The following is a 25979-nucleotide window of genomic DNA, read 5'->3' as shown; positions in this document are numbered from 1 at the left end:
CACGCCGTGACCGCGGGGTCGCGAACGGCGTGTCTTGGACACTCGAGAGGGGTGGGACGAGGGGAGCCCGGGTCAGCCCCGGCGCACCTCGACGCCGACGACGCGGGCGTCCTCGGGCGTCAGCTCGTACGTCGGGCCGGTCAGCCGCAGCGTCACGGTCTCGTCCACGTCGGCACACGACGGGCCGACGCGCAGCTCGACGTCGCCGGGCTCGACGACGCGGCGGAGGGTCCGGTCGCTGTACGCGAGGCGCGAGGCGGGGATCGTGAATCGCACGTCGGCGCTCTCACCCGGCTCGAGCTCCACGCGGGCGTAGGCGACGAGCTGCGCGACGGGGCGCGTCACGCTCGCGACCGCCCGGTGCGCGTACACCTGGACGACGTCGGCACCGCGGTGCTCACCCGTGTTCGTCACGCGCACGCGGGCGCAGAACGCATCGCCCGCGCGGACCTCGACGGGGGAGTCGGATGCCGAGTCGACCTCGAGGCCGGTGCGCGTGAACGTCGTGTACGACAGGCCGAACCCGAACGGCCGGACCGGCGTCGGGTCGGTGCTCGTCACTTCCGTGGCGCCCCCGAGGATCGGGTGCAGGTACGAGTACGGCTGCGCGCCGGCCGACCGGGGGAGCGAGACCGGGAGTCGCCCCGAGGGGCTGGCATCCCCGGCGAGGAGCGCGGCCAGCGCGGGCCCGCCCTCTTCGCCCGGGAAGAACGCCTGCACGACGGCGGCGGGGCCCGACGCCTCGTCCAGCGCCCAGCCGATCGCGTAGGGGCGCCCGGTGAGCAGCACCATCACCACGGGGGTGCCGGTGGCGACGATCTCCTCCACGAGGCGGCGCTGCAGGCCCGGGAGTTCGAGCGAGTCGGCGTCGTTGCCTTCGCCGACGGTGCCGCGTCCGAACAGGCCCGCGCGGTCGCCCACGACGACCACGGCGACCTCGGCGGACCGGGCGATCTCGACCGCGGCGGCGATGCCGCCGGCATCCGTCCCCTCGACCGCGACGCCGTCGGCCTGTACGACATCGGGGAACCGCTGCGCGAGCGCCTCGCGCACGGTCGGGATGTCGAAGCCCATCGGCGTGCCCGGGTGGTGGGCGAGGACGTGGTTCGCGAACGAGTAGCAGCCCATCAGCGCCTCGGCGCTGTCGCCGTTGGGGCCGATCACCGCGATGCGTCCGGGTTCCGCGCTCAGAGGCAGCACCCCGTCGTTGCGCAGCAGTACGGCGCTCTCCAGCGCGAGACGGTAGGCCAGTGCCCGGTGCTCGGCGTCGTCGAGGTCGACGCTCTGCGGGGGCGTGGAGAAATCGGCATCCAGCAGGCCCAGGTCCTCCTTCTCGGCGAGCACGCGCGCGACCGCGCGGTCGACGACGGCCTCGGGAAGATCCCCGGATGCGACGCGCGCCGCGAGGTGCGGATACGCGTCGGCCCCGGGGAGCTCGACGTCGATCCCGGCCTCGATCGCGAGCTGCGCGGCATCGCCGGGCGTCGCGGCGACACCGTGCATCGAGCGGAGGAAGTCCACGGCGAAGTAGTCCGACACGACGGTGCCGTCGAAGCCCCAGCGCCGACGCAGCAGGTCGGTGAGCAGTTCGCTCGACGCGGCGACCGGCACACCGTCGATCTCGGCGTAGGAGTTCATCACCGAGCGCACTCCGCCGTCGCGCACCGCCATCTCGAACGGCGGCAGGAACACGTCCTGCACTTCGCGGGGGCCCGCGTGGACGGGGGCGTGGTTGCGGCCCGCGCGCGAGCCCGAGTACCCGACGAAGTGCTTCAGCGTCGCGTGGACCCCTGCCGACTGCAGACCGCGGACGTACGCGGTGCCGATCGTTGCGACGACGTAGGGGTCCTCGGCGATGCACTCGTCGACCCGGCCCCACCGCGCATCGCGGACCACATCGAGCACGGGCGCCAGGCCCTGGTGCACGCCGACCTCGCGCATGGAGCGCCCGATCGCGGATGCCACGAGCTCGACGGTCTCCGGGTCGAACGAGGCGCCCCACGCGAGCGGCGTCGGGAAGGTCGCGGCCTTCCACGCCGCGAAACCGGTGAGGCACTCCTCGTGGACGAGGGCGGGGATGCCGAGACGCGTCTCGTTCTTGAGGCGGCGCTGTTCGCCCCACAGCCATTCCGCGCGCTCGATCGGGTCGACCGGGCGCGTGCCGTAGACGCGCGTGAGGTGGCCGAGGCCGTGCGCCGTGGCATCCGCGTAATCGGTCGAGGTGACCTTCTCGCCCGACATGGGCGCGACCACCTCGTCGCCCTGGTCGACCCAGTACCCCACGAGCTGCGCGAGCTTCTCGTCGAGGGTCATCTCGGCGACGAGCGCCTGCACCCGCGGCGAGACGCCCGAGGTCAGGGGCATGCCGACGTCGGTCTTCTGGATGGTCATGCGGATCAGCCCTTCACGGCGCCGGTGAGGCCGCCGACGATCCGACGCTCGAACAGGCTGAAGAACACCAGAGCGGGGATCATCGACAGCGAGGTGAACGCGAGAACCCGCGCGGTGTCGACGGAGTACTGCGACGCGAACGCCTGCGTCCCGAGGGGCAGGGTGTACGCCGCTTCGTTGTTGAGAATGAACAGCGGGAGCATGTACGAGTTCCAGCTGTTGACGAAGGCGAGGATGCCGACCGTCACCACCGCGGGGACGGCGAGCGGCAGCACCATGCGCCAGAAGAACCCGAGGCGTCCGAGCCCGTCGATCGAGGCGGCCTCCTGCAGCTCCCGCGGGATCGCGGCGAGGAACGGCGACAGGATGATCACGGTGATCGGCAAAGCGAACGCGATCTGCGGCAGGATGACGCCCGCGAGCGAGTTCATCAGGCCGAGGTTGCGCACGAGGATGTACAGCGGCGTGATGGCCACCGTCATGGGGAACATCAGCCCTGCGGTGAAGAGGGCGTAGAGCGCCCCGCGGCCGCGGAAGCTGTACCGGGAGAGCGCGTACGCCGCCATGAGACCGAGGGCCACCACGAACAGCGTCGTCGCGACGGCGGCGATCGTGGAGTTGGCGACCTGGCCCCAGAACGTGCCGCTCGCCAGCACTTCGGTGTAGTTCTCCCAGTTCCAGCGCGTGGGGAAGCCGGAGGGGTCGACCGTGATCTCGGAGTTGGAGCGGAACCCGCCGAGGATGATGTAGATCACCGGGCCGAGCATCAGGGCGATGAGCACCAGGGCGACGAACCCGACGACCGCCGAGGAGGCGCGGCTGCGTCCGGCCGCGGCGCGGTGCGGCGGCTTCTTCGCCGCCCGGGGGGCGACGAGGGTGGCGGTGGCGGTCATTTGGTGCCTCCCGTGATGGCGCCGGCGGTGTCGCGGCGGAGCACGAAGCGCTGGTAGACCAGGGCGACGGTGAGCGAGATGAGGAACATCACCACGGCCACGGCGCTGCCGTATCCGTAGCTGCCGGCGTTGCGGCCGTTGGCGACCATGTAGGTGGCCATCGTGGAGGTGCCGGCCGTCGAGGCGACGTACTGGCCCCAGATGATCCAGACGAGGTCGAACAGTTGCAGCGACCCGATGATCGACAGGAACGCCCAGATGCGGATCGTCGGCCCCATGAGGGGGAGGACGATGTGGCGCTGGATCTGCCAGTACGAGGCACCGTCGATCGCCGCCGCTTCGGACAGCTCCTCGGGGATGCCCTGGAGGCCGGCGAGGAAGAGGATGACGGCGAAGCCGATGTACTTCCAGGTGATGATGATCAGCAGCGTCCAGATCGCCAGCGCCGGGTCGGAGATCCAGTCGGAGCGGAGGGCGCCGAGCCCGATCTTGTCCAGGGCGCCGTTGAGCGCGCCGCCGGACTGGAGCATGAGGCCCCAGCCGAGGCCGACGACGACCTCGGAGATGACGTAGGGCACGAAGATCAGCACGCGGATGAGCGACTGCAAGCGCATCTTGCGGTTCAGCAGCAGCGCGAGCCCCAGCGCGAGCGGCCCCTGCAGGATGAGGGAGCCGACGACGATGAACGCGTTGTGGCCGAGGGCCTCGTGGAAGGCCGGGTCGGTGAGGATCGTGATGTAGTTGCGGAAGCCGACGAAGTCCGTCGGCGTGCCGAAGCCCGACCAGCTGTAGAAGCCGTAAAAGGCGGCCAGGACGACGGGCAGGATGACGAACGAGACGAACACCACCAGGGCCGGGCCCAGGAGGATCGCGAGTTCGCCGCGGATCTTCCAGTTCTCGCGGCGCCGCCGCACGGGCGACCGCCCGGCCGAGGAGGAGCGCGTGGCGCCCTCCTCGGCCAGGCGACGACCGGCGGCGTCGTCCGACGCGGTGGCGACGGGATGACGCACGGTGGTCATGTCGATCGTCCTCAGGAGCGTGCTGCGGCGGCGTTGACGGCGTCGACGATGCTCTGCGCGTCGCCCTTGCCGGCGAACATGTCGACGACGGCGACGTTGAGCGCGTTGCCGACGTTCTGGCCGTACAGCGTGTCGAGCCACACCGTCACGTAGGGCGCCTCGGAGTACGCCTCGAGCACGGACTGCAGTGCGGGGGTGGTCACCGCGCCCACGGCCTCGGACGAGGCGGGGAGCGTCTGGAACGCGTCGGCGTAGGCTTCCTGGTTCTCCTGGTTGACGATGAAGTTCAGGAAGTCGGTGCACTGCTCGGGAGCGTTGACCCAGCACGAGTACCCGTCGACGCCGCCCATCATGGCGCCGGGCTCGCCGTTACCACCGGGAACCTCGGGGAAGGGGAACCAGCCGAGGTCGGACAGGGGCTGCTGGTCGGGGGTGAGCGAGGCGATCACGCCCGGGTTCCAGGCGCCCATGAGTTCCATACCGGCCTGCCGGTTGGCGAGGAGGCCGGCCGACGAGCCGGCGCCCTGCTGTGCGGCGGTGGTGAGGAAGCCCTCGTTGAACGGCTGCGTCTCGAGGAACGAGGCGAGGTTCTCGCCGGCCTCGAGCCAGCAGGGGTCGTCGAAGCTGCGGCTCTCGGCTGCGGAGTCGAGCACCTCCTTGGCGCACGCGCGAAGGGCGAAGTTGTAGTACCAGTGGGCGGCGGGCCAGGCGTCCTTCGCACCGACGGCGATGGGAGCGACGCCGGTGGCCTTGATCTTCTCGTTGGCCGCTTCGAGCTCGGTGATCGTCGCCGGTGCCGCGGTCACGCCCGCGGCGGTGAGGACGTCCTGCGAGGTGAAGATGCCCGAGGGGAGAACCGCGACCGGCATCCCGTAGTTCTTCCCGTCGATCTCGAACGCCGACAGCGACGAGCCGAGGGCCGTGCGGGCTTCCTCCGTGATCTTGTCGGAGAGGTCCATGACCTGACCGGCCTTGACGATGTCGGCGAGCTTGCCGCCACCGCGCGCCATGAACAGGTCGGGCGCGTCGCCCGAGTTCAGCGCGGTCTGGAGCTTGCCGTCCATCTCCTCGTTCTGAACCGCCTGGATCTCGATGGTGACGCCCGGGTTGGCCTCTTCGAAGGCCGCCGCGGTGTCTTCCCAGTACTGCTTGCCGTCACCCGTGGTGGAGTTGTGCCACAGGGTCAGGGTGACGCTTCCGTCGGCGTTCTCGCCGCCGCCGCCGCCGGCGCAACCGCCGAGGGCCAGGGTGCCGGCGACCGCGAGGGCCGACGCTGCGAGGAGTTTCCTCGTGTTCATGTGATTCCCGTTTCTCTTCGTCGAGGTGCATCCCGTGCGGGATGCTCCGGTTTTCGGCATCGATGCCGGTCGTTCACGTCCGGGTGTGCGGCCCGGGGTTGCAAAAGTGTCACCCGCGGACTCTGGCTCGTCAAACGTTTTCGAAAATGATTTCCACGCTAGGGTCGGATGCCATGAGCCGGCGTGCCACCATCCATGACGTCGCCGCGGCGGCGGGGGTTTCCGTCGCCACGGTGTCCAAGGCCGTCAACGGCCGCTACGGCGTCTCGCCCGAGACCGTCGGCCGTGTCCTCGACGCGGTACGCGACCTCGGCTACGAGTCCAGTCTGGTCGCCAGCAGCATGCGATCTCGCCGGACGGGGGTCATCGGGGTGCTCGTGGCCGACATCGAGCCGTTCTCGGCCGAGATCCTCAAGGGTGTCGGCGGCGCGCTCGCCGACACCGGGTACGACCTTCTCGCGTACACCGGCGCGCGACGCGACGGCGAAGGATGGGAGCGCCGCTCGCTCAGCCGCCTCAGCGGGACTCTCATCGACGCCGCGATCCTCGTCACCCCCACGGTGGTCAACGTCGCGGCCGAGGTGCCGATCGTCGCGATCGACCCGCACACCGGGCGCGCCGATCTGCCCACCGTCGAATCCGACAGCTTCACCGGAGCGCAGCAGGCCGTCCACCACCTGGTCCAGCTCGGACACCGCCGGATCGGCTTCATCGCGGGGCGTCCCGATCTGCGCTCCGCCGTCGCCCGCGCCTCGGGCTACCGCGAGGCGCTGTCGGCCGCCGGCATCCCGTTCGATCCGTCCCTCGTGGGGCAGGGGCACTACGAGCAGGACGTCGCGCGCGAAGCGGCGCAGGCGATGCTCGCCCTGCCCGACCCGCCGACGGCCGTCTTCGCCGCGAACGACCTCTCGGCGCTGTCGATCGTGCGGGTCGCGATCGAGCGCGGACTGCGCGTGCCCGACGATCTCTCGGTCGTCGGTTTCGACGACGTGCCCGAGGCGGCGCGCGCGCAACCGCCGCTGACGACGGTGCGCCAGCCCATGAAGGTCCTCGGGGCCGAGGCCGTGCGCATGGTCCTGGCGCTGCTCGCCGGGGAGGATCTGCCCGAGACGCACGTGCGGCTCGCGACGCGCCTGGTCGCCCGCGGGACGACGGCAGCGCCGCCCGCGCGCTGAGCGTGCGGGCCGGGGCCGTGGGTGCCGAGACTGCAGTGGGCTGACATTTCGGCTGCGGGCTGCAGTGGGTTTGTCAGCCGGGTGCGGTCTCGCGGTCGGGGCCGCCCCGCCAGGCCGCTCCGCACCCCGGCCATCCCCCGCGGTAGGGTCGGCGCGTGACGCGCGTGCTTCTCGCCCCGGACGGCTTCAAGGGATCGATCTCGGCGGCGGCAGCGGCCGCCGCGCTCGCCGCGGGCTGGCGTGCGGTCCGCCCGGGCGACGCGATCGTCGAGCTGCCCATGGCGGACGGCGGCGAAGGAACCCTCGACGCCTTCCTCGCGGCCGTGCGCGGAGCACGACGGATGCCGGTGACCGTCACCGGTCCAGACGGGCGCGGGGTCGCGGCATCCTGGGTCCTTCTTCCCTCGACCGACGACGCCCCGCACGGAACGGGGGTCGTGGAACTCGCATCGACCTCGGGCATCGAACTGCTGGACGGTGCGCTGCGCCCGTTCGACGCCGATACGCGGGGATTCGGTCAGGCGATCGTCGCCGCCCTCGACCACGGTGTCTCGCGCCTCGTCCTCGCGATCGGGTCGAGCGCGTCGACCGACGCGGGCTTCGGGATGCTCGCCGCCCTCGGGGCGAGGATCACGGATGCCGAGGGCGACGACGTCGTACCCGGATTGCGCGGCGTGCAGACCGCCGCGCGCATCGATCGCGACGGACTCCGCGCGCTCCCGACGGGCGGGGCGCTCGTGCTCACGGACGTGCGCAGCCCCTTGACCGGACCGGCCGGCGCGGCCGCGGTCTTCGGGCCGCAGAAGGGGCTCGGCCCCGAGGACGTCACCGCGGCGGATGCCGCGCTCGCGCGTGCGGCGGTGATGCTCGGCACCGACCCGGCTCATCCGGGAACCGGGGCGGCCGGCGGAACCGGCGCCGCGCTGCGGGCCTGGGGCGCGGAGCTGGTTCCCGGAGCGGAACGCGTTGCCGACCTCCTGAGTCTCGCCGAGGCCGTGGGCGGTGCCGACGTGGTCGTCACGGGGGAGGGCTCCTTCGATGCCAGCTCCGCCGCGGGGAAGGCCCCGGCGCGGGTCGCGGCGCGGGCCCGCGCAGAGGGGCGCCGGGTCGGTCTCGTCGCGGGTCGCATCGCGTCGGATGCCGACACCACCGGCTTCGGTGCGGCGGTCGCGCTCGCCGACCTGGCCGGATCCACCGGCGCGGCGCTGGGTGACCCGGGTCGCTGGCTCACCGCCGCGGGCGCGGCGCTCGCGGAGCAGCTCGGCTGAGGGCCTCGAGCCGAGATTTCGCGGGAGACGGGCGGGCCGCGGCCGAGTGGCATCCCGGCTCGGGTACCGTCGATGTGTGTCCAGTCTCTCCAGCAGCAAAGACGACGAGGTCGATCTCCTCATCGACGCCTGGTCGCAGTTGCTGCCCGAGGTCGACCTGACCCCCCTCGACGTCATGTCGCGACTGCGCCGCGCCGCGTTCCACCTGTCGAAGCTCCGCGCTCGCGCCTTCGCCAGTGCCGAGATCGCCGTGTGGGAGTTCGACGTCCTCGCCGTCCTCCGCCGTGCGGGCACCGAGCTCAGCGCCACGCGCCTCATCTCGGCCACGATGATCGGCAGCGCGGCGATGACCAACCGCCTCGACAAGCTCGCCGAGCGCGGGCTCGTCACCCGTCGCCCGAACCCCTCCGACGGCCGGGCGATCCTCGTGGCCATCACGCCCGAGGGCATCGAACGCGTGGATGCCGCTATGACCGAGCTCGTCCGCCTCGAGGCCGAGGCGCTGCGCGATGTCAACCGCGCCGATCAGGCTCTGCTCGCGCGGGTGCTGCGGGTCCTCGCCGCCGGCGAGACCCACGAGGCGTGATCGATCTCGCGACGCGTCCCCTCGTCCTCGACGGAGGTCTGGGCACCCTGCTCGAGGCCCGCGGCAACGACGTGTCGTCGGCGCTCTGGTCGGCTCGCGTGCTGCGCGACGATCCGGACGAGGTGCGCTCCGCGCACGCGGAGTTCGCCGCCGCCGGCGCGGACGTCCTGATCACGGCCTCGTACCAGGTCGGCTTCGGCGGGCAGATTCCGGATGCCGAGGTCGACACGCTCCTGCGGCGGTCGGTGTCGCTCGCGCGGGACGCCGGGGAGGGCCTGGTCGCGGCATCCGTCGGTCCGATCGGCGCCCTCCGGGCCGACGGCAGCGAGTACACCGGTGCCTACGGTCTCGACCTGGCGCAGCTGCGCGCCGGACACCGCCGGCGCCTCGCGGTGCTCGCCGAGGCGGGGGCCGACCTGCTCGCCGTCGAGACCATCCCGTCGGCGCTCGAGGTCGAGGCGCTCGCGCTCGAACTCGCCGATCTCGGCGTCCCCGCGTTCGTGAGCCTGTCCGCCGACAGTGCCGGCTACGCCCGCTCGGGGGCGCTCGCCGCGACCCTGCGCACGGCGGCATCCATCCCGGGGGTCATCGCCGTCGGCGTCAACTGCTGCGCGCCGACGAGCGTCGGTCCGGCTCTCGCCCAGGCCCCGGCCGTTCCGCTCGTCGCCTACCCGAACACCGGCGAGCGATGGGATGCCACGACCCGCACCTGGAGCGGAGGCGTGGGTGTGCTCGCCGAGGCAGCGCCCGCCTGGGTGGCCGCGGGCGCCCGTCTCGTCGGCGGATGCTGTCGCTCGACCCCGGTGGACATCGCCGCGATCGCCGCCGCCGTCCGCTAACGGCCTCCGGGCCGGGCGCACCGCACGGCGCGGCGAGTCGGCCCGGGCGGGTCGTGTCAGGGCGTGTCGATCACCCGGCCCAGCCACTCCGCGAGGAGAGCGCGTTCTCCGGGGGAGAGGGCGGCGAGGCCGGGGGTCAACGCGCGCAATGTCACGGCAGCGACGCGTGCCGGGGCCTCGGTGGGTTCCGACTCCTTCGCCACCGGATCGGTGAGGATGTGGGCCAGGACGGCGTTGAACAACGACTCCGCGATGCGCGGGTCGCGCGCGTCCGCTTCCTGTTCGAGCAGCGCGATGACGGCGCCCGTGCCCGCGGCGTGGATCATCGTCACGGCCTCGGACTCGGAGACGCGAAGAGACCCCGCGGCTGCCACGCGTCGGATGCGCTCCTCGAGCGCCCGGGCTCCGGCGACGATCGCGGGCGAGTCCCGACCTCGTCGAGGGTCGCTCATGATGACGAACAGGTCGGGGTGCTCGAGGCCGAACCGGACCGTCTGATTCCAACTGCGCCGCAGGTCTTCGACCGGATCGGTGGAGCCCGCGTCACGAGACAACTCGGCGGATTTGGCCGCCCCGAAGTCGGCGAGCGCGCGTTCCGCGACGGCGTCGAGGAGGCCTTCCTTGTCGCCGAACAAGCGGTAGATCGTCGGCGCCTGGGCTCCCGCGCGTTCTGCCACCGCCCGGGTCGTGACGCCCGTCGCTCCGTCCTCGCGGAGCAGGTCCGCCGCGGCGGTGAGGATGCGCCGGCGAACGTCGTCGCGGCCCGGAAGGGGTCTCATGCACCGATGATAACGCGGTCTTGTTATCGGCGGTAATCACTGTTAGCTTCGTGCTGTTTCCAGCGATAACAGAACGGATGTCACAATGATCACCATCACCGGCGCCACGGGCGCCCTGAACGGGCGCACCGCCGACCTGCTCCTGGGCGACCTCGATCCCTCCGAGCTCACGGTCGTCGTCCGCGACCCGGCCCGTGCCGCGAGGTTCGCCGAGGCGGGGGTGACGGTGCTCGAGGGGCGATACGAGGACCCCGCGGGCCTTCGCCACGCGTTCGAGGGCGCCGACCGCCTGCTGCTCGTCTCCTCGAGCGACCCCGCTGCCGACGCCGTCGCGCTCCATCGCGGCGCGATCGAGGCCGCCGTCGCGGCGGGGGTGGGACACATCCTCTACACGAGTCACCAGGGTGCGCACGCGGCATCCCCGTTCCCGCCGGCGCGTGACCACGCCGCCACCGAAGAGATCCTCGCCGCCTCGGCGGTGCCCTGGACCTCGCTGCGCAACGGCTTCTACGCGCACAGCCTTCCCTGGCTCCTCGGCCCGTGGCGAGAGACCGGGATGGTGTCGGTGCCGGCCGACGGTCCGGTGTCGTGGACGTCGCGCGACGACGCGGCCGAAGCGGCCGCGGTGCTGCTGCGCTCCGCCGCGTTGCCGACGGGACCTCTGACACTCACCGCGACCGACGCCCCGCTCTTCGCGAGCGTGACCGCCCGGCTCGCGGCCGCGCGGGGACAGGACATCGGGTTCGAGATCGTCGATTCCGAGGACTGGGTGCGCGCGTGGGTCGACGCGGGGCAGCCGGAGGGGCGGGCGCGCTTCTCGCTGGGCGTGTTCCAGGCCGCCGCGCAGGGGTTGTTCGGCGACACCGCGCCGGCGCTGCGCGACCTCCTCGGTCGAGAGCCCGCCTCGGTGAGCGAGGTGGTCGAGTCCCTGGTCGAGCGCGCGGCCTGACGCCCGTCGATCGCCGCCGAGACCGCCGCGAGCACGTGCGGGGAAGGAGATCGCCGCCGCGCGGGGCGGCCGGCGCGGCGGCCCGGGTCAGTGTCGCTCCGTGCGTCCGCGTCGACCGTCGCCGTCCGTCAGGAGGGCGATCTCCTCCGGGCTCCACCCGAAGCTGTTCTGCATCTGTTCGCCGAGCGTCGGCAGCGCCGCGGGCAGCGCCGTCGCCACACCGTTGCGGACATCGACCGCGCGGTCGTCGAGTTCGTGGGCCGCCGCCCGCAATTCGTCCACGAGCGACCGGAGACGGCCGGGCCCGAACGCGCTCGCGACGAGCGGGGCGTCGCCGATCACGACGACGGAGTGCTCGCGGGGCGCACCGTCGGAGTCCCGCGCCGAGGAACGGAGAGACAGGATGATGCCCAGTCCGCAGACCAGGACCGTGGCGATGGCGACCGCGGAACCGATCTCCAGCGAACGGAACACCGCTCCCACCGCTCCCGCCCACCCCGTCGTCGTGCCCACGAGCGCGCGCGCGGCGGAGTAGACCGCGTACAGCGCCATCGCGGCGGCGATCAGTGACGCGGGCCGACGGGGCGCCACCGGTGAACGGGCAGCCGCGAGTGCGCACACGGTGCACACCAGGGCCAGGACGGCGGCCTTGATCACCAGCGATACGTCCTCGCTGGTCGCCGCCGTGCATGCGCCCACCGCGATAGCGGTCACCGCGACCAGCGCGAGGGCCGCCCGGCGGCGGCGAGGGGACAGTCCGCCGAGCGCGACCGCCATCGTGCCGGACGCCAACACCATCGTGGCATCGCCGACGACGAGGGCCAGCCGCGCGCCGTCGTACCGGTGGACCACGTACATCACCGTCGCCCCGATCGAGAAGATCCCCGCCATGACGGCGTACTGGATGAACGTGGTGAACGGCAACGGTGCCGAGGATCGGGGCAAGGCGATGCCGACGACGCCGAAGGCGACACCGATGCACATGACGGCGAGCCCGATGGTCAGCAGCACAATTCCCCCTCGCCGGTGCGGTGGACTGCGGTTTCCGTCACCCTACCGGCGGGTGGTGCGATCGCTCAGGCGAAATCCGCCGCGAGCGCGTTGCGGTGGTATTCGAAGATGATGCTCGTGCGCGTGGATGCCACGCTGTGCCGGGCCGAGAGCTGATCGACGACGAAGCGGCGCACGGCCGACGAGTCGTCGACGGCGATGTGCACGAGGAAGTCGTCGGCGCCGCCGAGGAAGAACAGCTGGATGACGTCGGGGTGGCGTCGGACCTCCTGGGCGAACGCGCGGATGCTCTCGTGCCGCTGGCCGGGACGCAGGGTGACCCCGACGATCGCTTGCAGTCCGCGACCGAGCCGGGCCTGGTCGACCGCGGCGTGGAAGCCGGTGATCAGCCCCCGGTCGAGAAGTGCACGGACGCGGGCGTGGGCGGTGGATGCCGCGACCCCGAGCGCGTCGGCGAGGGCGGCGTTGGTCGTCCGCGCGTCGGCCGAGAGCAGCTCGATGATGCGGACGTCGAGGGGGTGAAGGTCGTCGTCGGGCATCGCAGATCCTTCGGTGACGGGCAGTGAGAAATGGGCCGTGCTTCGAAGATACGGGGGAAATTGGCATCCGGCTCGAAGAATCTGCCGGTTTACGCCGCCGAAACATGCATTTCTGCGATCCTCCTGCCACGACCACTCAGAGGAGAGACCGATGCGCGTCGCCGTACCCACCGAGATCAAGAACAACGAGAACCGCGTCGCGATGACGCCCGCGGGCGTCGACGCTCTGGTCCATCGCGGGCACGAGGTGCTCGTCCAGGCCGGAGCCGGTGAGGGCAGCGGGTTCTCCGATGACCAGTACCGCGCTGCCGGGGCGGAGATCGTCGTGACCGCCGACGACACGTGGGCTCGTGCCGAACTCCTCGTCAAGGTCAAGGAGCCCATCGCCCCCGAGTACGGGTACCTCCGGGCCGACCTCACGCTCTTCACCTACCTGCACCTCGCGGCCGACCGTCCCCTCACCGACGCCCTGATGGCGGCCGGGACGACGGCCGTCGCCTACGAGACCGTGCAGACCGCGGATCGCGCGCTACCGCTCCTGGCGCCCATGAGCGAGGTCGCCGGACGCCTGTCGATCATCGAGGGGGCGCATCACCTGCTGCGGGCCTCGGGCGGTCGCGGTCTGCTTCCCGGCGGTGTGCCCGGAACGCCCAAGGCGAAGGTCGTCGTCATCGGCGGCGGCGTCGCGGGCGAGCACGCCGCGGCGAACGCGCTCGGCCTCGGTGCGCACGTCACCGTCATCGACATCTCAATGCCGAAGCTCCGTCAGCTCGAGGAGCGCTTCGGCGGGGCCATCCAGACGCGCGCGTCGACACGCCTGGAGATCGCCGAGCAGCTCGCCGATGCCGACCTCGTCATCGGCTCGGTGCTGATCCCCGGAGCCGCCGCACCGAAGCTGGTCACGGATGACATGGTGGCCGCGATGAAGTCCGGCTCGGTCCTCGTCGACATCGCGATCGACCAGGGCGGCTGCTTCGAGGGCTCGCGCCCGACCACCCACGACGCACCCACGTTCCGCGTCCACGACTCGCTGTACTACTGCGTCGCGAACATGCCCGGAGCGGTGCCGCACACCTCCACGCGCGCCCTGTCGAACGCCACGCTGCCGTACATCACCCGCATCGCCGATGCGGGCTGGGAGACTGCGGCATCCGCCGATCCGACCCTCGCGAAGGGCCTGAACGTCCGTGCCGGCGTCGTGGTGAACGAGGGCGTGCGGGCCGCGTTCGACCTCTGACGCCGGGTGCGCGCCGGTCCGCCCGTTCAGGCGGCGCGGCAGGCCTCGGCGTACCGAGGTTGAGTGTCCAAGACACGCGGATGCCGGCGTGCGACGTCCGCGTGTTCTGGACACCGAACGGGGGACGGTGACGCGGCGCGGGGCGGCGCGGGGCGTCAGCCGCGGACCCAGGCGTACGTGATCTCGGGGCGCCCGGGCGCGCCGTAGCGGGGCTCGCGGCGCACGCGGCCGACGTCGGCGAGGTGCTCGAGGTAGCGACGGGCGGTGACCCGCGACATGCCCTCGTGCTCGCCGACCTCGGTCGACGACAGCGACCCGGATGCCGTGCGCACACGTTCGGCGACGGCCTGCAGCGTCTCGTCGCTCAGGCCCTTCGGCAGCGTGGGGGCTGCGACGGTGCGCAGCGTCCCGAGGAGCGCGTCGACCTCGGACTGCGTGGCATCGCCGGCCGCTCGGTCCAAGCCATCGACGTACGCGCGGTAGGCCTCGAGACGTTCGCGGAACGCGGCGAACGTGAACGGCTTGATGAGGTACTGCACGACCCCGGACGACACCGCGGCGCGGACGGTCGCGGCATCCCGGACCGCCGTCACCGCGATGATGTCCACGCCTGCGCCCATCGCGCGCACGCGTCGGGCGACGTCCAGGCCGCCGCCGTCGGGCATGGTCATGTCCAGCAGCACGAGGTCGATGGGCCGGGCGGGATCGGCGATCGCGGTGAGCGCGGCGCGGGCGCCCGCGGCCTGGCCGACGACCTCGAACCCGGGGAGGCGGCCCACGTACGCGGCGTGCAGTTCCAGGGCGAGGGCGTCGTCGTCGACGACGAGCACGCGGATCACGCCGGCACCGCCTCGACCGGCGCGGGCAGCACCACGCGCACGGTCGTCGGCGCATCGGTGACGTGGAGCGTCCCGCCGTGCGCCGCGACGATGTCGTGCACGAGCGCGAGACCGACGCCCCGTCCGCCGGGGGCCGCGGCGCGCTTGGTCGACGCGCCGAAGGCGAACGGGTCGCCGAGGGCGGGGTCGAACCCCGGTCCGCTGTCGCTGACCTCGATCACGACGTCGGGACCCCGGCGCGTCAAGGACACCCGCACCCAGCGCGGATCGGCGCCGGCGGTCGCGGCATCCATCGCGTTGTCCACGAGGTTGCCGACCACGGTGACCGCCTCGGCCGCGGCCAGAGGGAGCGCGGGCGTCCGCTCGTCGACGTCGAGGTCGAGGGCGACCCCGTGCTCGGCCGCCTCATCGAGCTTGCCGAGCAGGAGCGCGACGACCACGGCGCCGTCGTTACCCGACACCAGGCGGTCGGCGAGATCCTGACGGTCTTCGGTGGATGCCACGATGAGACGCCGCGCGTCGTCGATCCGGCCGAGTTCGAGCAGCGCCAGTAGCGCGTGCAGCCGGTTGCCGTGCTCGTGCGTCTGCGAGCGGAGCGTGTCGCTGAGCGTGCGGACGCCCTCCAGCTCGCCGAGCAGTGCCTGCAGTTCGGAGCGGTCGCGGAGGGTCATGACCCGCCCGCGTTCGGGTGCGCGGCGTCCGGTCAGATCCCGCGCCTCCTCCTGATTCACCAGCAGCACGCGGTCGCCGGTGGCGACGGTCTCCTCGACCATGCGGCGGCCCGAGACGATCGCGTCGGCCAGGGTGGCATCCATGTCCGTCTCACGCGGGTCGAGGCTCATTTGCCCCTCCGTCGCCGGCGGCAGGCCCAGGAGGTCGGCGGCTTCGTCGTTGTACAGCACGATCCGGCCGGTGCGATCGGTGACGACGAGGCCCTCGCGCAGGGAGTGCAGCACGGTCTCGTAGCTCTCGACGAGCCGGGCGAGCTCGCGCGGGGTGTACGAGCCGGTGACGCGGCGGGCGCTCCGGCGGACGTACAGGGCACCCAGGATGCCGACGCCCACGATGCCGGCGGCAGCGGCGATGATCAGCGGGACGCGCGCGGCGAGGTCCGCCTGCACTTCCCCGAGGGTGACGCCCACCGAGACGAGACCGACGATCTCGCCGGCGTCCGCCCCGCCCTCCCGGATCGGAGCGATCGTGCGGACCGAGGGTCCGAGCGTGCCGTCGTACACCTCGGTGTGCGTGCGGCCGGCGAGCGCCTCCTCCCGCGAGCCCAGGTACTGCTGGCCGATCTCCGACCGGTTGCGGTGGGTCAGCCGGATGCCGTCGGTCGACATGATCGTGACGAACGAGAGGTCGGCGTCGGAGAGGATCGCCTCGACCATCGGTTGCAGGGTGGCCGAGTCGGCGGCGCGGACGAGGTCGGCGACGTCCGGTTCGTGTGCGAGGGTCTCGGCCACCGAGCGGGTGACCTGCTCCGCTTGCCGCTGGCCGGAGTCCGACAGCTGCACCGACATCAACGCCGCCAGCACGACCGCGACCAGCACGACGACGCCCAGCGACACCATCGCCAGCCGTCCGCCCACGCTCAATCGCATGCCACGCCTTTCCGGTCTGCCGTGAACAATACGACCACAAATCGCCCCGGGTGCCGCGGTCGAGGAAAGTCATGGCATTGCCCGGCGGCCCCGCCGGACTCAACGAAGACGTTAGGAAAAGGGGAAGTCGCCGATGTCTCTCTCACTCCGCACCACCCGCGACGGTCGTCCGCGCAGGAAAATCGACCCGAACCACTGGCTGTACATCGCCGTCATCGTCGCCGTGGTGGCGGGCGTGGTCGTCGGCCTGGTCGCCCCGCAGTTCGCCGTCGGTCTCGAACCGGTCGGCAAGGGCTTCGTCAACCTCATCAAGATGATGATCGCCCCGGTCATCTTCTGCACCATCGTCGTCGGGATCGGGTCGATCGCGAAGGCATCCACGGTCGGGCGCATCGGCGGACTGGCGCTGCTGTACTTCATCGTGATGTCGACCTTCGCACTCGGCATCGGCCTGTTCGTGGGCAACATCATCCACCCCGGTGAGGGCCTCAACATCGCCGGCGCCACGTACGAGGCGGCGGCCGAGCCGACGACCACGCAGGACTTCATCCTGGGCATCATTCCCACCACGTTCTTCTCGGCGTTCACGGGCGGCAGCATCCTGCAGGTGCTCTTCATCGCGTTGCTCGTCGGCTTCGCCCTGCAGCGCATGGGCGAGCGCGGCGCCCGGATGGTCGACGCCATCCGCAACTTCCAGGTCCTGGTCTTCCGCATCCTGGGCATGATCCTGTGGCTCGCCCCGATCGGAGCCTTCGGCGCCATCGCCGCGGTCGTGGGCAAGACGGGCTTCGGGGCCGTGATCAGCCTCGGCATCCTGATGGGCGCCTTCTACCTGACCTGCTTCCTGTTCATCGCTGTGGTCCTCGGTGGTCTGCTCTTCGCGGTCACGCGGGTCAACATCTTCTCGCTCATGAAGTACCTCGGCCGCGAGTACCTCCTCATCGTGGGCACCTCGTCGTCGGAGGCCGCGCTTCCGCGCCTCATCGCCAAGATGGAGCACCTCGGCGTCTCGAAGCCCGTCGTCGGCATCACCGTCCCGACCGGTTACTCGTTCAACCTCGACGGCACCGCTATCTACCTCACGATGGCCTCGCTCTTCATCGCCAGCGCCATGGGTGCCCCGATGTCGATCCCGGAGCAGATCGGTCTCCTCGTCTTCATGATCATTGCCTCCAAGGGCGCGGCCGGTGTCACCGGCGCGGGCCTGGCGACCCTGGCCGGCGGCCTGTCGGCCTACCGCCCCGACCTCGTCAACGGCGTCGGCGTCATCGTCGGCATCGACCGGTTCATGTCCGAGGCCCGGGCGGTGACGAACTTCACCGGTAACGCGGTGGCGACGATCCTCATCGGAGCCTGGACGAAGCAGTACGACCGTGAACGCGTCAGCGACGTCCTCGCGGGCCGCATCCCCTTCGACGAGACGCTCCTCACCGGGCACGACCACTCCGCGACGCCCGCGGCGGATGCCAAGGAGCAGGCGTCGCTCGAAGCGGGAACCGGACCCGCGGCCGTCGACACGCAGGCGCTCAACGCTTTCCGTGCCCAGGCGGAGGCGGAGGCGGCGGCCCGGAGCCGTTCGTGAGCGTGACCTCTTCCCCGGCGGGGGTGGCTTCGGCCGCCCCCGCCCCCGCGCGCGTGGACCTCGCCCGCACGTGGCTGTTGCGCTCGCCTCTGGTCGCGGCCGTCGACACCGCGGCCGACGTGCTCGTGCTCGACCTCGAGGACGGACTCCCCTCCGCGCGCAAGGCCGAGGGCCGCGAACGGGCCCGCCGCGCCGCCGAGACCGCGCCGGTGTGGTTGCGCATCAGTGCCGCCGGCACCCCGGACGGCGAGGCCGATCTCGCGCTCGGCCGCGTGCTGGGCGATCGGCTCGCCGGCGTCGTGCTGGCGATGTGCGCCGGACCCGCCGACGTCGCCCACGTCGCGGCATCCCTCCCCGCCGGCGTGCCGATCGTGGCGATGATCGAGTCGGCCGCGGCGCTGCTGTCGGCCCCCGCGATCGCCGCGCACCCCGCGACCCGGCGCCTGGCGTTCGGCACGGGCGACTTCCGCCGCGACACCGGGATGGCAGCCGACCGCATCGCGCTGTCGTGGCCGCGGGCGCAGCTGGTCGTGGCCTCGGCCGCGGCGGGGATCGCTGGGCCTATCGACGGCCCGTGCGGCGCGGTCGAGCAGGCGCGGGATGCCGCCGAGCACGCCGCCGCGATGGGCTTCACCGGCACGCTGGCGTTGAGGGATGCCGCGATCGCGGGCGCGCACCACGGCTTCACGCCGGCGCCGGTCGAGGTGGACGCGGCTCGGGCGTTGCTCACGGCCGTTCCCGACGGCCCCGTCGACGGCTCGTACGCCCCGGCCCTGGCCCGCGCCCGCGCGCTGGTGGCCCGCGCCGAGGCGCTGGCGCGCCTCTGACGCGTCGGTCGCGGCTGCCGAGAACACACGTTCCGCGCGAACGGACACGTTCCGCCCGGTCTGAACGTGTGCGTTCGGCCCGATCGTGTGCGTTCGAGGGTGCTCAGCGCCGACGGAACCAGCGGCGACGGCGCGCCGGCGGCGGGGGTGCGACGGCGGGCGCGGCATCGCGCGCGCGGCGACGGGACGCCCACGCCGCGATCTCGGCATCCACGTCCACCGTCGGCGTGACCACCGGCGGTCCGCCGAGCAACTGCCGACGGGCCTCGATGACGCGGCGGTTGAAGTCTTCGAGCGCCTCGCGGACGTCGCCCTCGCGCGAGATCGCATCCATCCGCTGCGCGAGTTCGGCATGCTCGACTCGCAGAGTCAGTGCGGGCGGCCCCAGCCCCGACAGCTTCTCCGTCTCGATCTTGCGGCGGATCCACCAGTCCGGGTCGTGACCGCCGCCCAGGTCGCGGAGCGGCTTCCCGGCGCCGGGGAGGTCGTCGAACTCACCGCGTCGGATGGCCTGCTGGATCGACGTCTCGACGAACGCGGCCCGCTCGGCGGCCGTCGAGCCGCGCGCGGGCGATTCGGCGGACTCGGGTTCCATTCCGGCATCCCGCATCTGCCGGTCGAGGCGATACCGCTCGGCCGCCTGTCTCGGGTCGTCGCTCATGCCGCCTCCGCCGTGTGCTCGGATCGTTCCAGGCTACGTCGGGGTGTGGCGGGTGGCGTCGCCTCGCCGACGCGGGGCGCGCAACTCCGGCAGATGCCCGCTCGCGAGGTCCGGATGCCGCCGCTCCGGGGATTCTGCAGGAGTTGTGCGGCGCTCCCCGCCGCCGCCCGGGTTCGGTGTCCAAGACACGCGGATGCCGCGCGAGCGCGTCCGCGTGTTCCGGACATTGAACGAGGGCCGCGCCGCGCTACAGCCCGAGCCGCCGCAGCCGGAGCCGCGCCATGTCCTGCGCACGCGGGCCGGAGCCGAGCGCCCGCTCGGTGACCCGCAGGATCAGCCGCGTCGCGGTCTTCACCGGCAGCACGGACCGCCGTACGCCGAGCAGCCGTCGAAGACGCGGGGGAAAGGTCGCCACGGCCGCGGCGAAGAGCACGCGGTAGGCGAGGCCCATCATCCCGGTGAAGGGAGGCTTCCGCAGGAACCGCACGACGTCGTCGACGCGTTCGTCGCGCCGCAGCTCCCCGCGGTCGAGGAAGCCCTCGAGCTCGGCGCGGAGCCCCGCTTCGGTCAGTGGCGGGTCGGGGATCCGCATCAGGCGGCCGGCCGTGGCCCAGTCGGCGACATAGGCGTCCGCGCCGCCGGGGATCGATCCGCCGAAGGCCTGATGGCTGCGCAGAAACGCGTCGGTGAAGGCGATGTGCACCCAGCGCACGAGATCGCCGTCCTCGGCCGTGTAGGCGCGCTCGGTCCCGTCGCCGCCGACGTACGCCCCGCGTACGCGCTGGTGGAAGCGTCCGACGCGGGCGGTCTCGGCATCCGCCTGGGTCTTCGATCCGTACGTGAGCGTGATGACCCAGCGCACGGTGCCGGTGAGGCGTCCGATCGGGTCCTCGCGGTACCGCGACCAGTCGTGCACGCCCGCGAGGGCTCCCGGGTGCAGCGCCTGGAGCAACAGGGCGCGGATGCCGGCGACCAGAGTGCCCATCCCGGCGTGAACGGTCCACGCGGGACCGTTCTCGACGAAGTAGCCGCCGTCATCGCCCTCGGCGATCGCCCGGACGTACGGCGCCATGCCGGTCGGATCGCCGGCGAGGGCGGTGAGGAGCTTGGCGCGCAACCGCGCGACGGGCGCCGGGACCGGGGGTGAGGACGTCACCTCTCCAGCCTGCCATCCCGCCGACGGGGGAGGGTCGGATCAGTGATCGTGGGTGATCACGGGGACGGTGCCGTCGTCCCGCAACAGGACGGCGTTCTGCGTCGCACCCAGGGCCGGGGTGACGACGACGGCGATGACCGCCGCGGCGACCAAGAGCCCGACGACGCTCATCGGCTGAGCCGTCCGCGGGGTCTCGGTCCCACGTCCGCGTCGGCGCACCTCGATGGCCGCAGCCGCTCCGACCGACATCAGCAGAAGCGCGGCCGCAGCGACCGCGAGCACACTCGTGTGCGCGGGGAGGACGAACATGAGGGCAGCCGTCGTCAGAAGCGAGAGCAGCACACCCGACAGCGCCCACCGCGGGGCCACCAGGCGCCCGACCGCGAGGGCGGCTCCGCCCCAGACGAGCGCGGCCACGCCGAGGGCGACCAGCCCCGCTCCGAGGCCGCGCGAGGCGGCCCCGGAGCCCGGTCCGACGATCGCGCCCGCACCGAGGGCGGCCGTGATCAGTCCGGCCCCCCACGCGGACACGGAGGGCCACGACCGCACGAAGGTCGCGGCGTTCACGCTCAGACCGCCGCGGTGCGGGGGACGCTGCGCTCGGTGCCGAGACCGACGCCGAGGAGCACGACGGCGCTCGCGAGGTGCAGGAAGTGGTCGGGAACGTTCAGCGCGAGGATGTTCGCGGGGGTTTCGACCAGGAAGAAGCCGACGATGCCCAGAAGCAGGTAGACGGCGCCGACCGCGATGTTGACGCTCTTGGCGGCACGCACGTTGGCGAGACCAGCGACCAGCAGCGCTGCACCGATGAGGAGGTGCGCGATGTTGTGCAGCGGGTTCACCTCGAAGATGCCGAGCAGCAGTCCGCCGTCGGTGGCGATGAATCCGACGCCGCCGGTGACGGCGAAGCCGAGCAGACCGACGAGCAGGTAGACGGCGCCGAAGACGGTGGCGACGAGACGATTCGGTGACGAGCTCATGATGAACCTCCCAGAGTTCTGACAGCGACCACTCGGCCGCCTTTCACACATCTTCGGAGAGGATGAGAGATTCGGATTGGGCTTTGCGGGGATGGATGCCATGCGGTAGGCGCGCATGCGCACCGCCCGGCGATCACCGCGTCGTGCGGCCGTGGTGGTGAACGCGCGCGGGGACGCACGCCGGATACGACAGAAGGCCCCCGAGTACTCTCCGAGGCCCTCCGCAACGAATCCGACCATACGGAAGCGAACAGGCTGTGACGTGGGGATTGCGCTTCCGCCGCTGTTCACCTAGGTGCGTCTCTGGCACACTCACCGCATGAGGTTCGAGACGACATTGCTCCAGATGGGCAACAACACCGGCATCGAGGTTCCCGCGGAGGTGGTCGAAGGACTCGGCGGCGGCAAACGCGCCGCGGTCACCGTCGACGTCAACGGCCACGTGTACTCGAGCACGTTGGCCGTCATGGGCGGGCGTCAGCTGATCCCGTTCTCTGCCGACAAGCGGGCGGCCACGGGTCTCGCAGGCGGCGACCCGATCACCGTCGAACTGACGCTGGACACCACCGAGCGGACGGTGGAGGTGCCCGACGACCTCGCCGCTGCCCTCGACGCAGCCGGGGCGCGGGCGGCGTTCGACCGGCTCGCCCCGAGCACGCGCAAGGCGCACGCGGGGAGCGTCGCCGAGGCCAAGGCCCCCGAGACGCGGGCCCGTCGCATCGCGAAGATCGTCGCCGCGCTGACCTGACGGCGCACTCGCGCGTCCGGGCCGGACGATAGCCTGGAGCGGGAGGTCGCGTGGGCCGGACGAAGGATGCCATCGCCGAGGGGCTGTCGATCGCGACCGCCGCGGCGCGGCTCACCGTGCGCAACCGCATCCTGGTCGAGACGATCGCCCGCGGGGGGCATTTCGACGGTGACGTGTTCGCGCAGTTCGCTCGCGAGACGCTCCGCGCCCTCGCCGCCGAGCAGGACCAGGCCGCCGACCGCGTGACACAGCAGCGCAAGCGCGCGTGGGGGCGTTTCTCCGACTCGTCGGGCACCCACGATTACCGTGACCGCGACACCCGCAACCTGAGGCGTCGCGCCCGTCAGTCGCGCGGCGTCGCGAAGGAGTTGCGCGACTTCGCCGACGACCCCGTCCGAGTCGACGGCCTCGTCGCGGCGGCACGCGCCGCCGCGTGGGGCGATGTCGAGCAGAACCTGTCGAAGCGCCTCGATGTCGAGGGGATGACGGCGGATGCCGACCCCGACTACGCCACGATGCGCCGCGCCCGCATGGATGCGCTGCGCATGGTCGACCTCGCTCGTCTCGCCTCGCAGGCGAAGAAGCGGGCGAAAGAGCAGGCGGCGGCCGCACCCGTCGAGGGCGCTGAGGCAGCTTTGCCGAAGAAGAAGAAGTCGCCCTCGGCCTGACGGAACGGAGACCTGTGGGCCGTTACCAGGACGCCGGGTGCGCCGCGACGCGGCCGGACGTGTCGGCGAGGGGGACGGACCCGCGGTCCGCAGCCCGTCTCGGTCGGATGTCGAGGGGGGCTGCACACGTCGTGCCGTGGGCTTCGTGATGAGCCTGCCACAGCGCGGCTTTCGCGTGCGACGGTTCGGCGAATGTGCCGATCGGACGCGCTTCGTCATCGAACGCCGACCATGAACCGTCGGTGCCACGACTGGCGTACCCGAAGATGCGCCGCGCGCAGGCGCCGAGGACGAAGTCGTCCTCGATCACCTTCCACGTGACCTCGGGCGTCGCCCGTCGAAAACCGAACATCGGGAGCCCCTTTGCGTACCCGTGAGTGTGCCGAGAGCGTACGCCCCCGTGGGCGGGGAAGGGAGGGACCAAAGTCCCTTTTGCGCGATCCGGCCCAAAGTCCCGCGGTCGGCGTCTCCGGGTGGGACGCGGGTGCCCGGAAATGAGACAAGGCCCGGTCGGATTTCTCCAGACCGGGCCTCTCACTGTCTCAACACAGTGTGCGCCCGAAGGGACTCGAACCCCTAACCTTCTGATCCGTAGTCAGATGCTCTATCCATTGAGCTACGGGCGCAGGGCCTCCGCGCGAAACGGCGCGCAGGCCGTGGTCCAGCATAGACGGCAACGGCGCAGAGGTCTAATCGGCGCGGACGGCACAGGATCTCGGGCGTGGCGTGTGCATGTACGGGCGGTGAAGAGGGCGCGAACGTACGCTGGTTGCATGAGCGCCTACGTCTCGGCGTTCGAGCTGTTCTCCATCGGTGTAGGACCCTCGAGCTCCCACACGGTCGGCCCGCTGCGGGCGGCCGCCGATTTCGCCGCGAGATTGCGCTCCACGCAGGCGCTCGCGAACGTGGCATCCATTTCGTGCGCCCTGTACGGCTCGCTCGGCGCGACCGGGATCGGGCACGGTACCCCCGACGCGGTCGTCGCGGGCCTGCAGGGGCTGGACCCCGAGACGGTGGATCCGGATGCCGTGAGGCGGGCGTGGTCGAACTGGCCGGACGGACAGGTGCTCGCGCTCGCCGGGAGTCATTGCATCCCGTTCTCCAAGGACGACATCGTCTTCGCGCCGCGCAAGCGTCTGCCGGGGCACCCCAACGCGATGACGCTCGCGGCGCGCGCCGCCGACGGCGCGGTCCTCGCCGAGGACACGTACTACTCCATCGGCGGCGGGTTCATCCGGCGCGAGGGCGAGCCGCCGCGGGTCGCCGCCGCGCCGGTGCCCTTCCCGTACACCGATGCCGCAACTCTCCTCGCGCTGTGCGACGAGCACGGCATCACGATCGCCGAGGCCGCACGCCGCAACGAACAGGCGCTGCGCACCGACGCGGAGATCGCCGACGGGCTCGATCGGATCTGGGATGCCATGGCCTCCTGCGTCCACGCCGGGCTGAGCCACGCCGGGGTCCTGCCCGGCATCCTGAAAGTGAAGCGGCGCGCGTCGGTCATCCGCGCGCAGCTGGAGGAGATCGAGGCCGAGGGCCACCGCGAACTGCCGGGGGAGTGGCTCGGGGCGTTCGCGCTGGCGGTGAACGAGGAGAACGCCGCGGGCGGGCGCGTCGTCACCGCCCCCACGAACGGGGCGGCCGGCATCCTTCCCGCCGTTGGGATGTACTGGTGGCGGTTCCTCGCCGATTCGGGGCTGGGGGTCGGCAATGCGGTCACGCCGCACGGCGAGCTCGTCGGGAGTGCCCTGCTCGGCTTCCACGGCCGCGCCGCGACCCCCGACGAAGCCGCCGGGTGGGACGAAGCGCGAGTCGCCGAGGCGAACCGGCGCCGCGGCATCCGTCGCTTCCTCTTGACGGCCGCGGCGCTCGGGTCGCTGTTCAAGAACAACGCCTCGATATCGGGGGCGGAGGGCGGATGCCAAGCCGAGGTCGGCTCGGCGTGCGCCATGGCCGCGGGCGGACTGACCGCCGTCATGGGCGGGACGAACCGGCAGATCGAGAACGCCGCAGAGATCGCGATGGAACACCACCTCGGTCTCACGTGCGACCCGGTGGGTGGGCTCGTCCAGATCCCGTGCATCGAGCGGAACGCGATCGCCGCGTCGACCGCCGTGACGGCGGCCCGCCTCGCGCTGCGCGGCGACGGCACGCACTACGTCTCGCTCGACACCGTGGTCGAGACGATGCGGCAGACCGGCATCGACATGTCGACGAAGTACAAGGAGACCAGCGAAGGCGGCCTCGCGGTCAACGTCATCGAGTGCTGACGCGCGGTCGGACGCGGCGCCGAAGGAGTTCCGTGCAGGCGGCCGCCCCGTCAGCGGGGGTCGCGGAGCTTCGCCGTGAGCGCGTGGAGCTGGGCGAGCTCGGTGTCGTCGAGGCGCGCCATGCGGTCGGCGATCGACGTCGCGTGCGCGGATGCAAGCCGGCGGAACGCCACCGCGCCGGCCTCGGTCGCCGTCACGAGCGAACCACGCCCGTCCTCGGGGTCGGCGCACTTGGTTAGGAGTCCGCGGGCGACCATGCGCTCCACGAGACGCGAGACGCTCGGCTGGCTGATGAGCATGTTCGCCGTCACGTCGCGCAGGCGCGCCGTCATGCCGCGGCGGCGCGTCACCGTGAGGAGCACGTCGTACTCCGCCTGCGACAGCTCGGAGCACTCGAAGTCGGTGCGGAGGTCCTCGAACACCTCGTGCTGCGCACGGAACAGGCTCTCCCAAGCCTGGACGGCGAGGCGACGATCGGTCATGCACTCAGGGTAGAGGTGTCCCTGGGCTTCCCGGCGGTGCCACGTCCATGTCGGTGAATACAGGAAGGGCCGGTCGAAGCGGCATCCGACCGGCCCTCTGCACCAAGAGTGTCCTGCAATCACATGTCGGTATCCGCCACAGCAAAACGGCTACCGTGCGATGACTCTATAACGGTGAGGT

At 71.8% G+C, this 25979-nt stretch carries 26 protein-coding genes and 1 tRNA gene; 11 read left to right on the top strand and 16 right to left on the bottom strand.

From position 1 onward, the window contains the following. Nucleotides 1-72 precede the first annotated feature (72 nt). From D8Y23_RS00135 to D8Y23_RS00120, 4 genes are read right to left on the bottom strand one after another with little or no spacing between them, the layout of a single operon-like run. Nucleotides 73-2391, bottom strand: coding sequence for a beta-glucosidase (locus D8Y23_RS00135; protein ID WP_205796667.1), 2319 nt, complete (start codon nucleotides 2389-2391; stop codon nucleotides 73-75). A 5-nt stretch (nucleotides 2392-2396) separates the two neighbouring features. After that, entirely contained in the window at nucleotides 2397-3284 is an 888-nt protein-coding gene (locus D8Y23_RS00130) for a carbohydrate ABC transporter permease (RefSeq protein WP_128216150.1), read from the bottom strand. Then, nucleotides 3281-4303 carry a carbohydrate ABC transporter permease gene (locus D8Y23_RS00125; protein ID WP_128216149.1) on the bottom strand — a complete coding sequence of 341 codons (1023 nt, stop codon included), beginning with the start codon at nucleotides 4301-4303 and terminating at the stop codon, nucleotides 3281-3283. Before D8Y23_RS00125 ends, D8Y23_RS00130 begins: the two co-directional genes overlap by 4 nt. Before the next feature lie 11 nt (nucleotides 4304-4314). Continuing rightward, nucleotides 4315-5601, bottom strand: a complete 1287-nt coding sequence (locus tag D8Y23_RS00120) for an ABC transporter substrate-binding protein (RefSeq protein WP_128216148.1) — start codon at nucleotides 5599-5601, stop codon at nucleotides 4315-4317. 173 nt (nucleotides 5602-5774) lie between these two features. On the opposite strand from D8Y23_RS00120, the gene D8Y23_RS00115 reads away from it, so the two are divergent. From D8Y23_RS00115 to mmuM, 4 genes are all read left to right on the top strand, one after another. Next, nucleotides 5775-6776, top strand: coding sequence for a LacI family DNA-binding transcriptional regulator (locus tag D8Y23_RS00115; protein WP_128216147.1), 1002 nt, complete (start codon nucleotides 5775-5777; stop codon nucleotides 6774-6776). 155 nt (nucleotides 6777-6931) lie between these two features. Further along, the gene (locus tag D8Y23_RS00110; protein ID WP_128216146.1) at nucleotides 6932-8044 is read left to right on the top strand and encodes a glycerate kinase; all 1113 of its coding nucleotides are present in this window, start codon (nucleotides 6932-6934) and stop codon (nucleotides 8042-8044) included. A gap of 76 nt (nucleotides 8045-8120) precedes the next feature. After that, nucleotides 8121-8630: a MarR family winged helix-turn-helix transcriptional regulator gene (locus D8Y23_RS00105; RefSeq protein ID WP_128216145.1), complete on the top strand. Its 510-nt coding sequence runs from the start codon at nucleotides 8121-8123 to the stop codon at nucleotides 8628-8630. Further along, complete coding sequence (mmuM, locus tag D8Y23_RS00100) at nucleotides 8627-9469, top strand: homocysteine S-methyltransferase (protein WP_128216144.1); 843 nt, start codon at nucleotides 8627-8629, stop codon at nucleotides 9467-9469. Before D8Y23_RS00105 ends, mmuM begins: the two co-directional genes overlap by 4 nt. 56 nt (nucleotides 9470-9525) lie before the next feature. Here the strand turns inward: mmuM and D8Y23_RS00095 are convergent, their stop codons facing one another. Continuing rightward, a complete protein-coding gene (locus D8Y23_RS00095) occupies nucleotides 9526-10248 on the bottom strand; it encodes a TetR/AcrR family transcriptional regulator (protein ID WP_128216143.1) in 723 nt (240 codons plus the stop codon). 85 nt (nucleotides 10249-10333) lie between these two features. On the opposite strand from D8Y23_RS00095, the gene D8Y23_RS00090 reads away from it, so the two are divergent. Beyond that, a complete protein-coding gene (locus tag D8Y23_RS00090) occupies nucleotides 10334-11197 on the top strand; it encodes an NAD(P)H-binding protein (protein ID WP_128216142.1) in 864 nt (287 codons plus the stop codon). Nucleotides 11198-11284: 87 nt separating this feature from the next. Here the strand turns inward: D8Y23_RS00090 and D8Y23_RS00085 are convergent, their stop codons facing one another. Further along, on the bottom strand, nucleotides 11285-12208 hold the full coding sequence (locus tag D8Y23_RS00085) for a hypothetical protein (RefSeq protein ID WP_128216141.1): 924 nt from the start codon (nucleotides 12206-12208) through the stop codon (nucleotides 11285-11287). 65 nt (nucleotides 12209-12273) lie between these two features. Beyond that, entirely contained in the window at nucleotides 12274-12747 is a 474-nt protein-coding gene (locus D8Y23_RS00080) for an Lrp/AsnC family transcriptional regulator (RefSeq protein WP_128216140.1), read from the bottom strand. Nucleotides 12748-12898: 151 nt separating this feature from the next. Here D8Y23_RS00080 and ald point away from each other — a divergent pair, with 151 nt between their 5' ends. Further along, nucleotides 12899-13984, top strand: a complete 1086-nt coding sequence (gene ald / locus D8Y23_RS00075; RefSeq protein WP_128216139.1) for an alanine dehydrogenase — start codon at nucleotides 12899-12901, stop codon at nucleotides 13982-13984. 155 nt (nucleotides 13985-14139) lie between these two features. On the opposite strand, the gene D8Y23_RS00070 is transcribed toward ald, so the two are convergent. Further along, nucleotides 14140-14823: a response regulator gene (locus D8Y23_RS00070; protein WP_128216138.1), complete on the bottom strand. Its 684-nt coding sequence runs from the start codon at nucleotides 14821-14823 to the stop codon at nucleotides 14140-14142. Continuing rightward, on the bottom strand, nucleotides 14820-16424 hold the full coding sequence (locus D8Y23_RS00065; RefSeq protein ID WP_128216137.1) for a sensor histidine kinase: 1605 nt from the start codon (nucleotides 16422-16424) through the stop codon (nucleotides 14820-14822). Before D8Y23_RS00065 ends, D8Y23_RS00070 begins: the two co-directional genes overlap by 4 nt. 133 nt (nucleotides 16425-16557) lie before the next feature. Here D8Y23_RS00065 and D8Y23_RS00060 point away from each other — a divergent pair, with 133 nt between their 5' ends. After that, on the top strand, nucleotides 16558-18006 hold the full coding sequence (locus D8Y23_RS00060; RefSeq protein WP_128216136.1) for a cation:dicarboxylate symporter family transporter: 1449 nt from the start codon (nucleotides 16558-16560) through the stop codon (nucleotides 18004-18006). Next, nucleotides 18003-18833: an aldolase/citrate lyase family protein gene (locus D8Y23_RS00055; RefSeq protein ID WP_128216135.1), complete on the top strand. Its 831-nt coding sequence runs from the start codon at nucleotides 18003-18005 to the stop codon at nucleotides 18831-18833. The genes D8Y23_RS00060 and D8Y23_RS00055 overlap by 4 nt, the downstream gene beginning before the upstream one ends. Nucleotides 18834-18936: 103 nt before the next feature. Here D8Y23_RS00055 and D8Y23_RS00050 read toward each other — a convergent pair whose 3' ends face one another. From D8Y23_RS00050 to D8Y23_RS00035, 4 genes are all read right to left on the bottom strand, one after another. Next, nucleotides 18937-19494 (bottom strand): DUF1992 domain-containing protein, encoded by a 558-nt coding sequence (locus D8Y23_RS00050; RefSeq protein WP_128216134.1) that lies wholly within the window; start codon nucleotides 19492-19494, stop codon nucleotides 18937-18939. A gap of 247 nt (nucleotides 19495-19741) precedes the next feature. After that, on the bottom strand, nucleotides 19742-20566 hold the full coding sequence (locus D8Y23_RS00045) for an oxygenase MpaB family protein (protein WP_428844458.1): 825 nt from the start codon (nucleotides 20564-20566) through the stop codon (nucleotides 19742-19744). A gap of 123 nt (nucleotides 20567-20689) precedes the next feature. After that, nucleotides 20690-21217, bottom strand: coding sequence for a hypothetical protein (locus D8Y23_RS00040; protein WP_128216132.1), 528 nt, complete (start codon nucleotides 21215-21217; stop codon nucleotides 20690-20692). A gap of 2 nt (nucleotides 21218-21219) precedes the next feature. After that, nucleotides 21220-21630 (bottom strand): DUF4383 domain-containing protein, encoded by a 411-nt coding sequence (locus tag D8Y23_RS00035; RefSeq protein WP_128216131.1) that lies wholly within the window; start codon nucleotides 21628-21630, stop codon nucleotides 21220-21222. A 319-nt stretch (nucleotides 21631-21949) separates the two neighbouring features. On the opposite strand from D8Y23_RS00035, the gene D8Y23_RS00030 reads away from it, so the two are divergent. Both D8Y23_RS00030 and D8Y23_RS00025 read left to right on the top strand, forming a co-directional pair. Then, the gene (locus D8Y23_RS00030; RefSeq protein WP_128216130.1) at nucleotides 21950-22378 is read left to right on the top strand and encodes a YdeI/OmpD-associated family protein; all 429 of its coding nucleotides are present in this window, start codon (nucleotides 21950-21952) and stop codon (nucleotides 22376-22378) included. Between the two features lie 50 nt (nucleotides 22379-22428). After that, a complete protein-coding gene (locus D8Y23_RS00025) occupies nucleotides 22429-23046 on the top strand; it encodes an asparagine synthase (RefSeq protein ID WP_128216129.1) in 618 nt (205 codons plus the stop codon). Between the two features lie 22 nt (nucleotides 23047-23068). Here the strand turns inward: D8Y23_RS00025 and D8Y23_RS00020 are convergent, their stop codons facing one another. Beyond that, the gene (locus tag D8Y23_RS00020) at nucleotides 23069-23398 is read right to left on the bottom strand and encodes a hypothetical protein (protein ID WP_128216128.1); all 330 of its coding nucleotides are present in this window, start codon (nucleotides 23396-23398) and stop codon (nucleotides 23069-23071) included. A gap of 201 nt (nucleotides 23399-23599) precedes the next feature. Continuing rightward, nucleotides 23600-23672: transfer RNA gene (locus tag D8Y23_RS00015), tRNA-Arg, on the bottom strand. A 147-nt stretch (nucleotides 23673-23819) separates the two neighbouring features. On the opposite strand from D8Y23_RS00015, the gene D8Y23_RS00010 reads away from it, so the two are divergent. Continuing rightward, nucleotides 23820-25316: an L-serine ammonia-lyase, iron-sulfur-dependent, subunit alpha gene (locus D8Y23_RS00010; RefSeq protein WP_164878081.1), complete on the top strand. Its 1497-nt coding sequence runs from the start codon at nucleotides 23820-23822 to the stop codon at nucleotides 25314-25316. A 50-nt stretch (nucleotides 25317-25366) separates the two neighbouring features. Here D8Y23_RS00010 and D8Y23_RS00005 read toward each other — a convergent pair whose 3' ends face one another. Next, nucleotides 25367-25798, bottom strand: a complete 432-nt coding sequence (locus D8Y23_RS00005) for a MarR family winged helix-turn-helix transcriptional regulator (protein WP_128216126.1) — start codon at nucleotides 25796-25798, stop codon at nucleotides 25367-25369. Nucleotides 25799-25979 lie beyond the last annotated feature (181 nt).

Source organism: Microbacterium enclense (assembly GCF_004022425.1).
Taxonomy (GTDB): Bacteria; Actinomycetota; Actinomycetes; order Actinomycetales; family Microbacteriaceae; genus Microbacterium; species Microbacterium enclense_A.
This window is presented reverse-complemented; position numbering and strand designations above follow the sequence as displayed.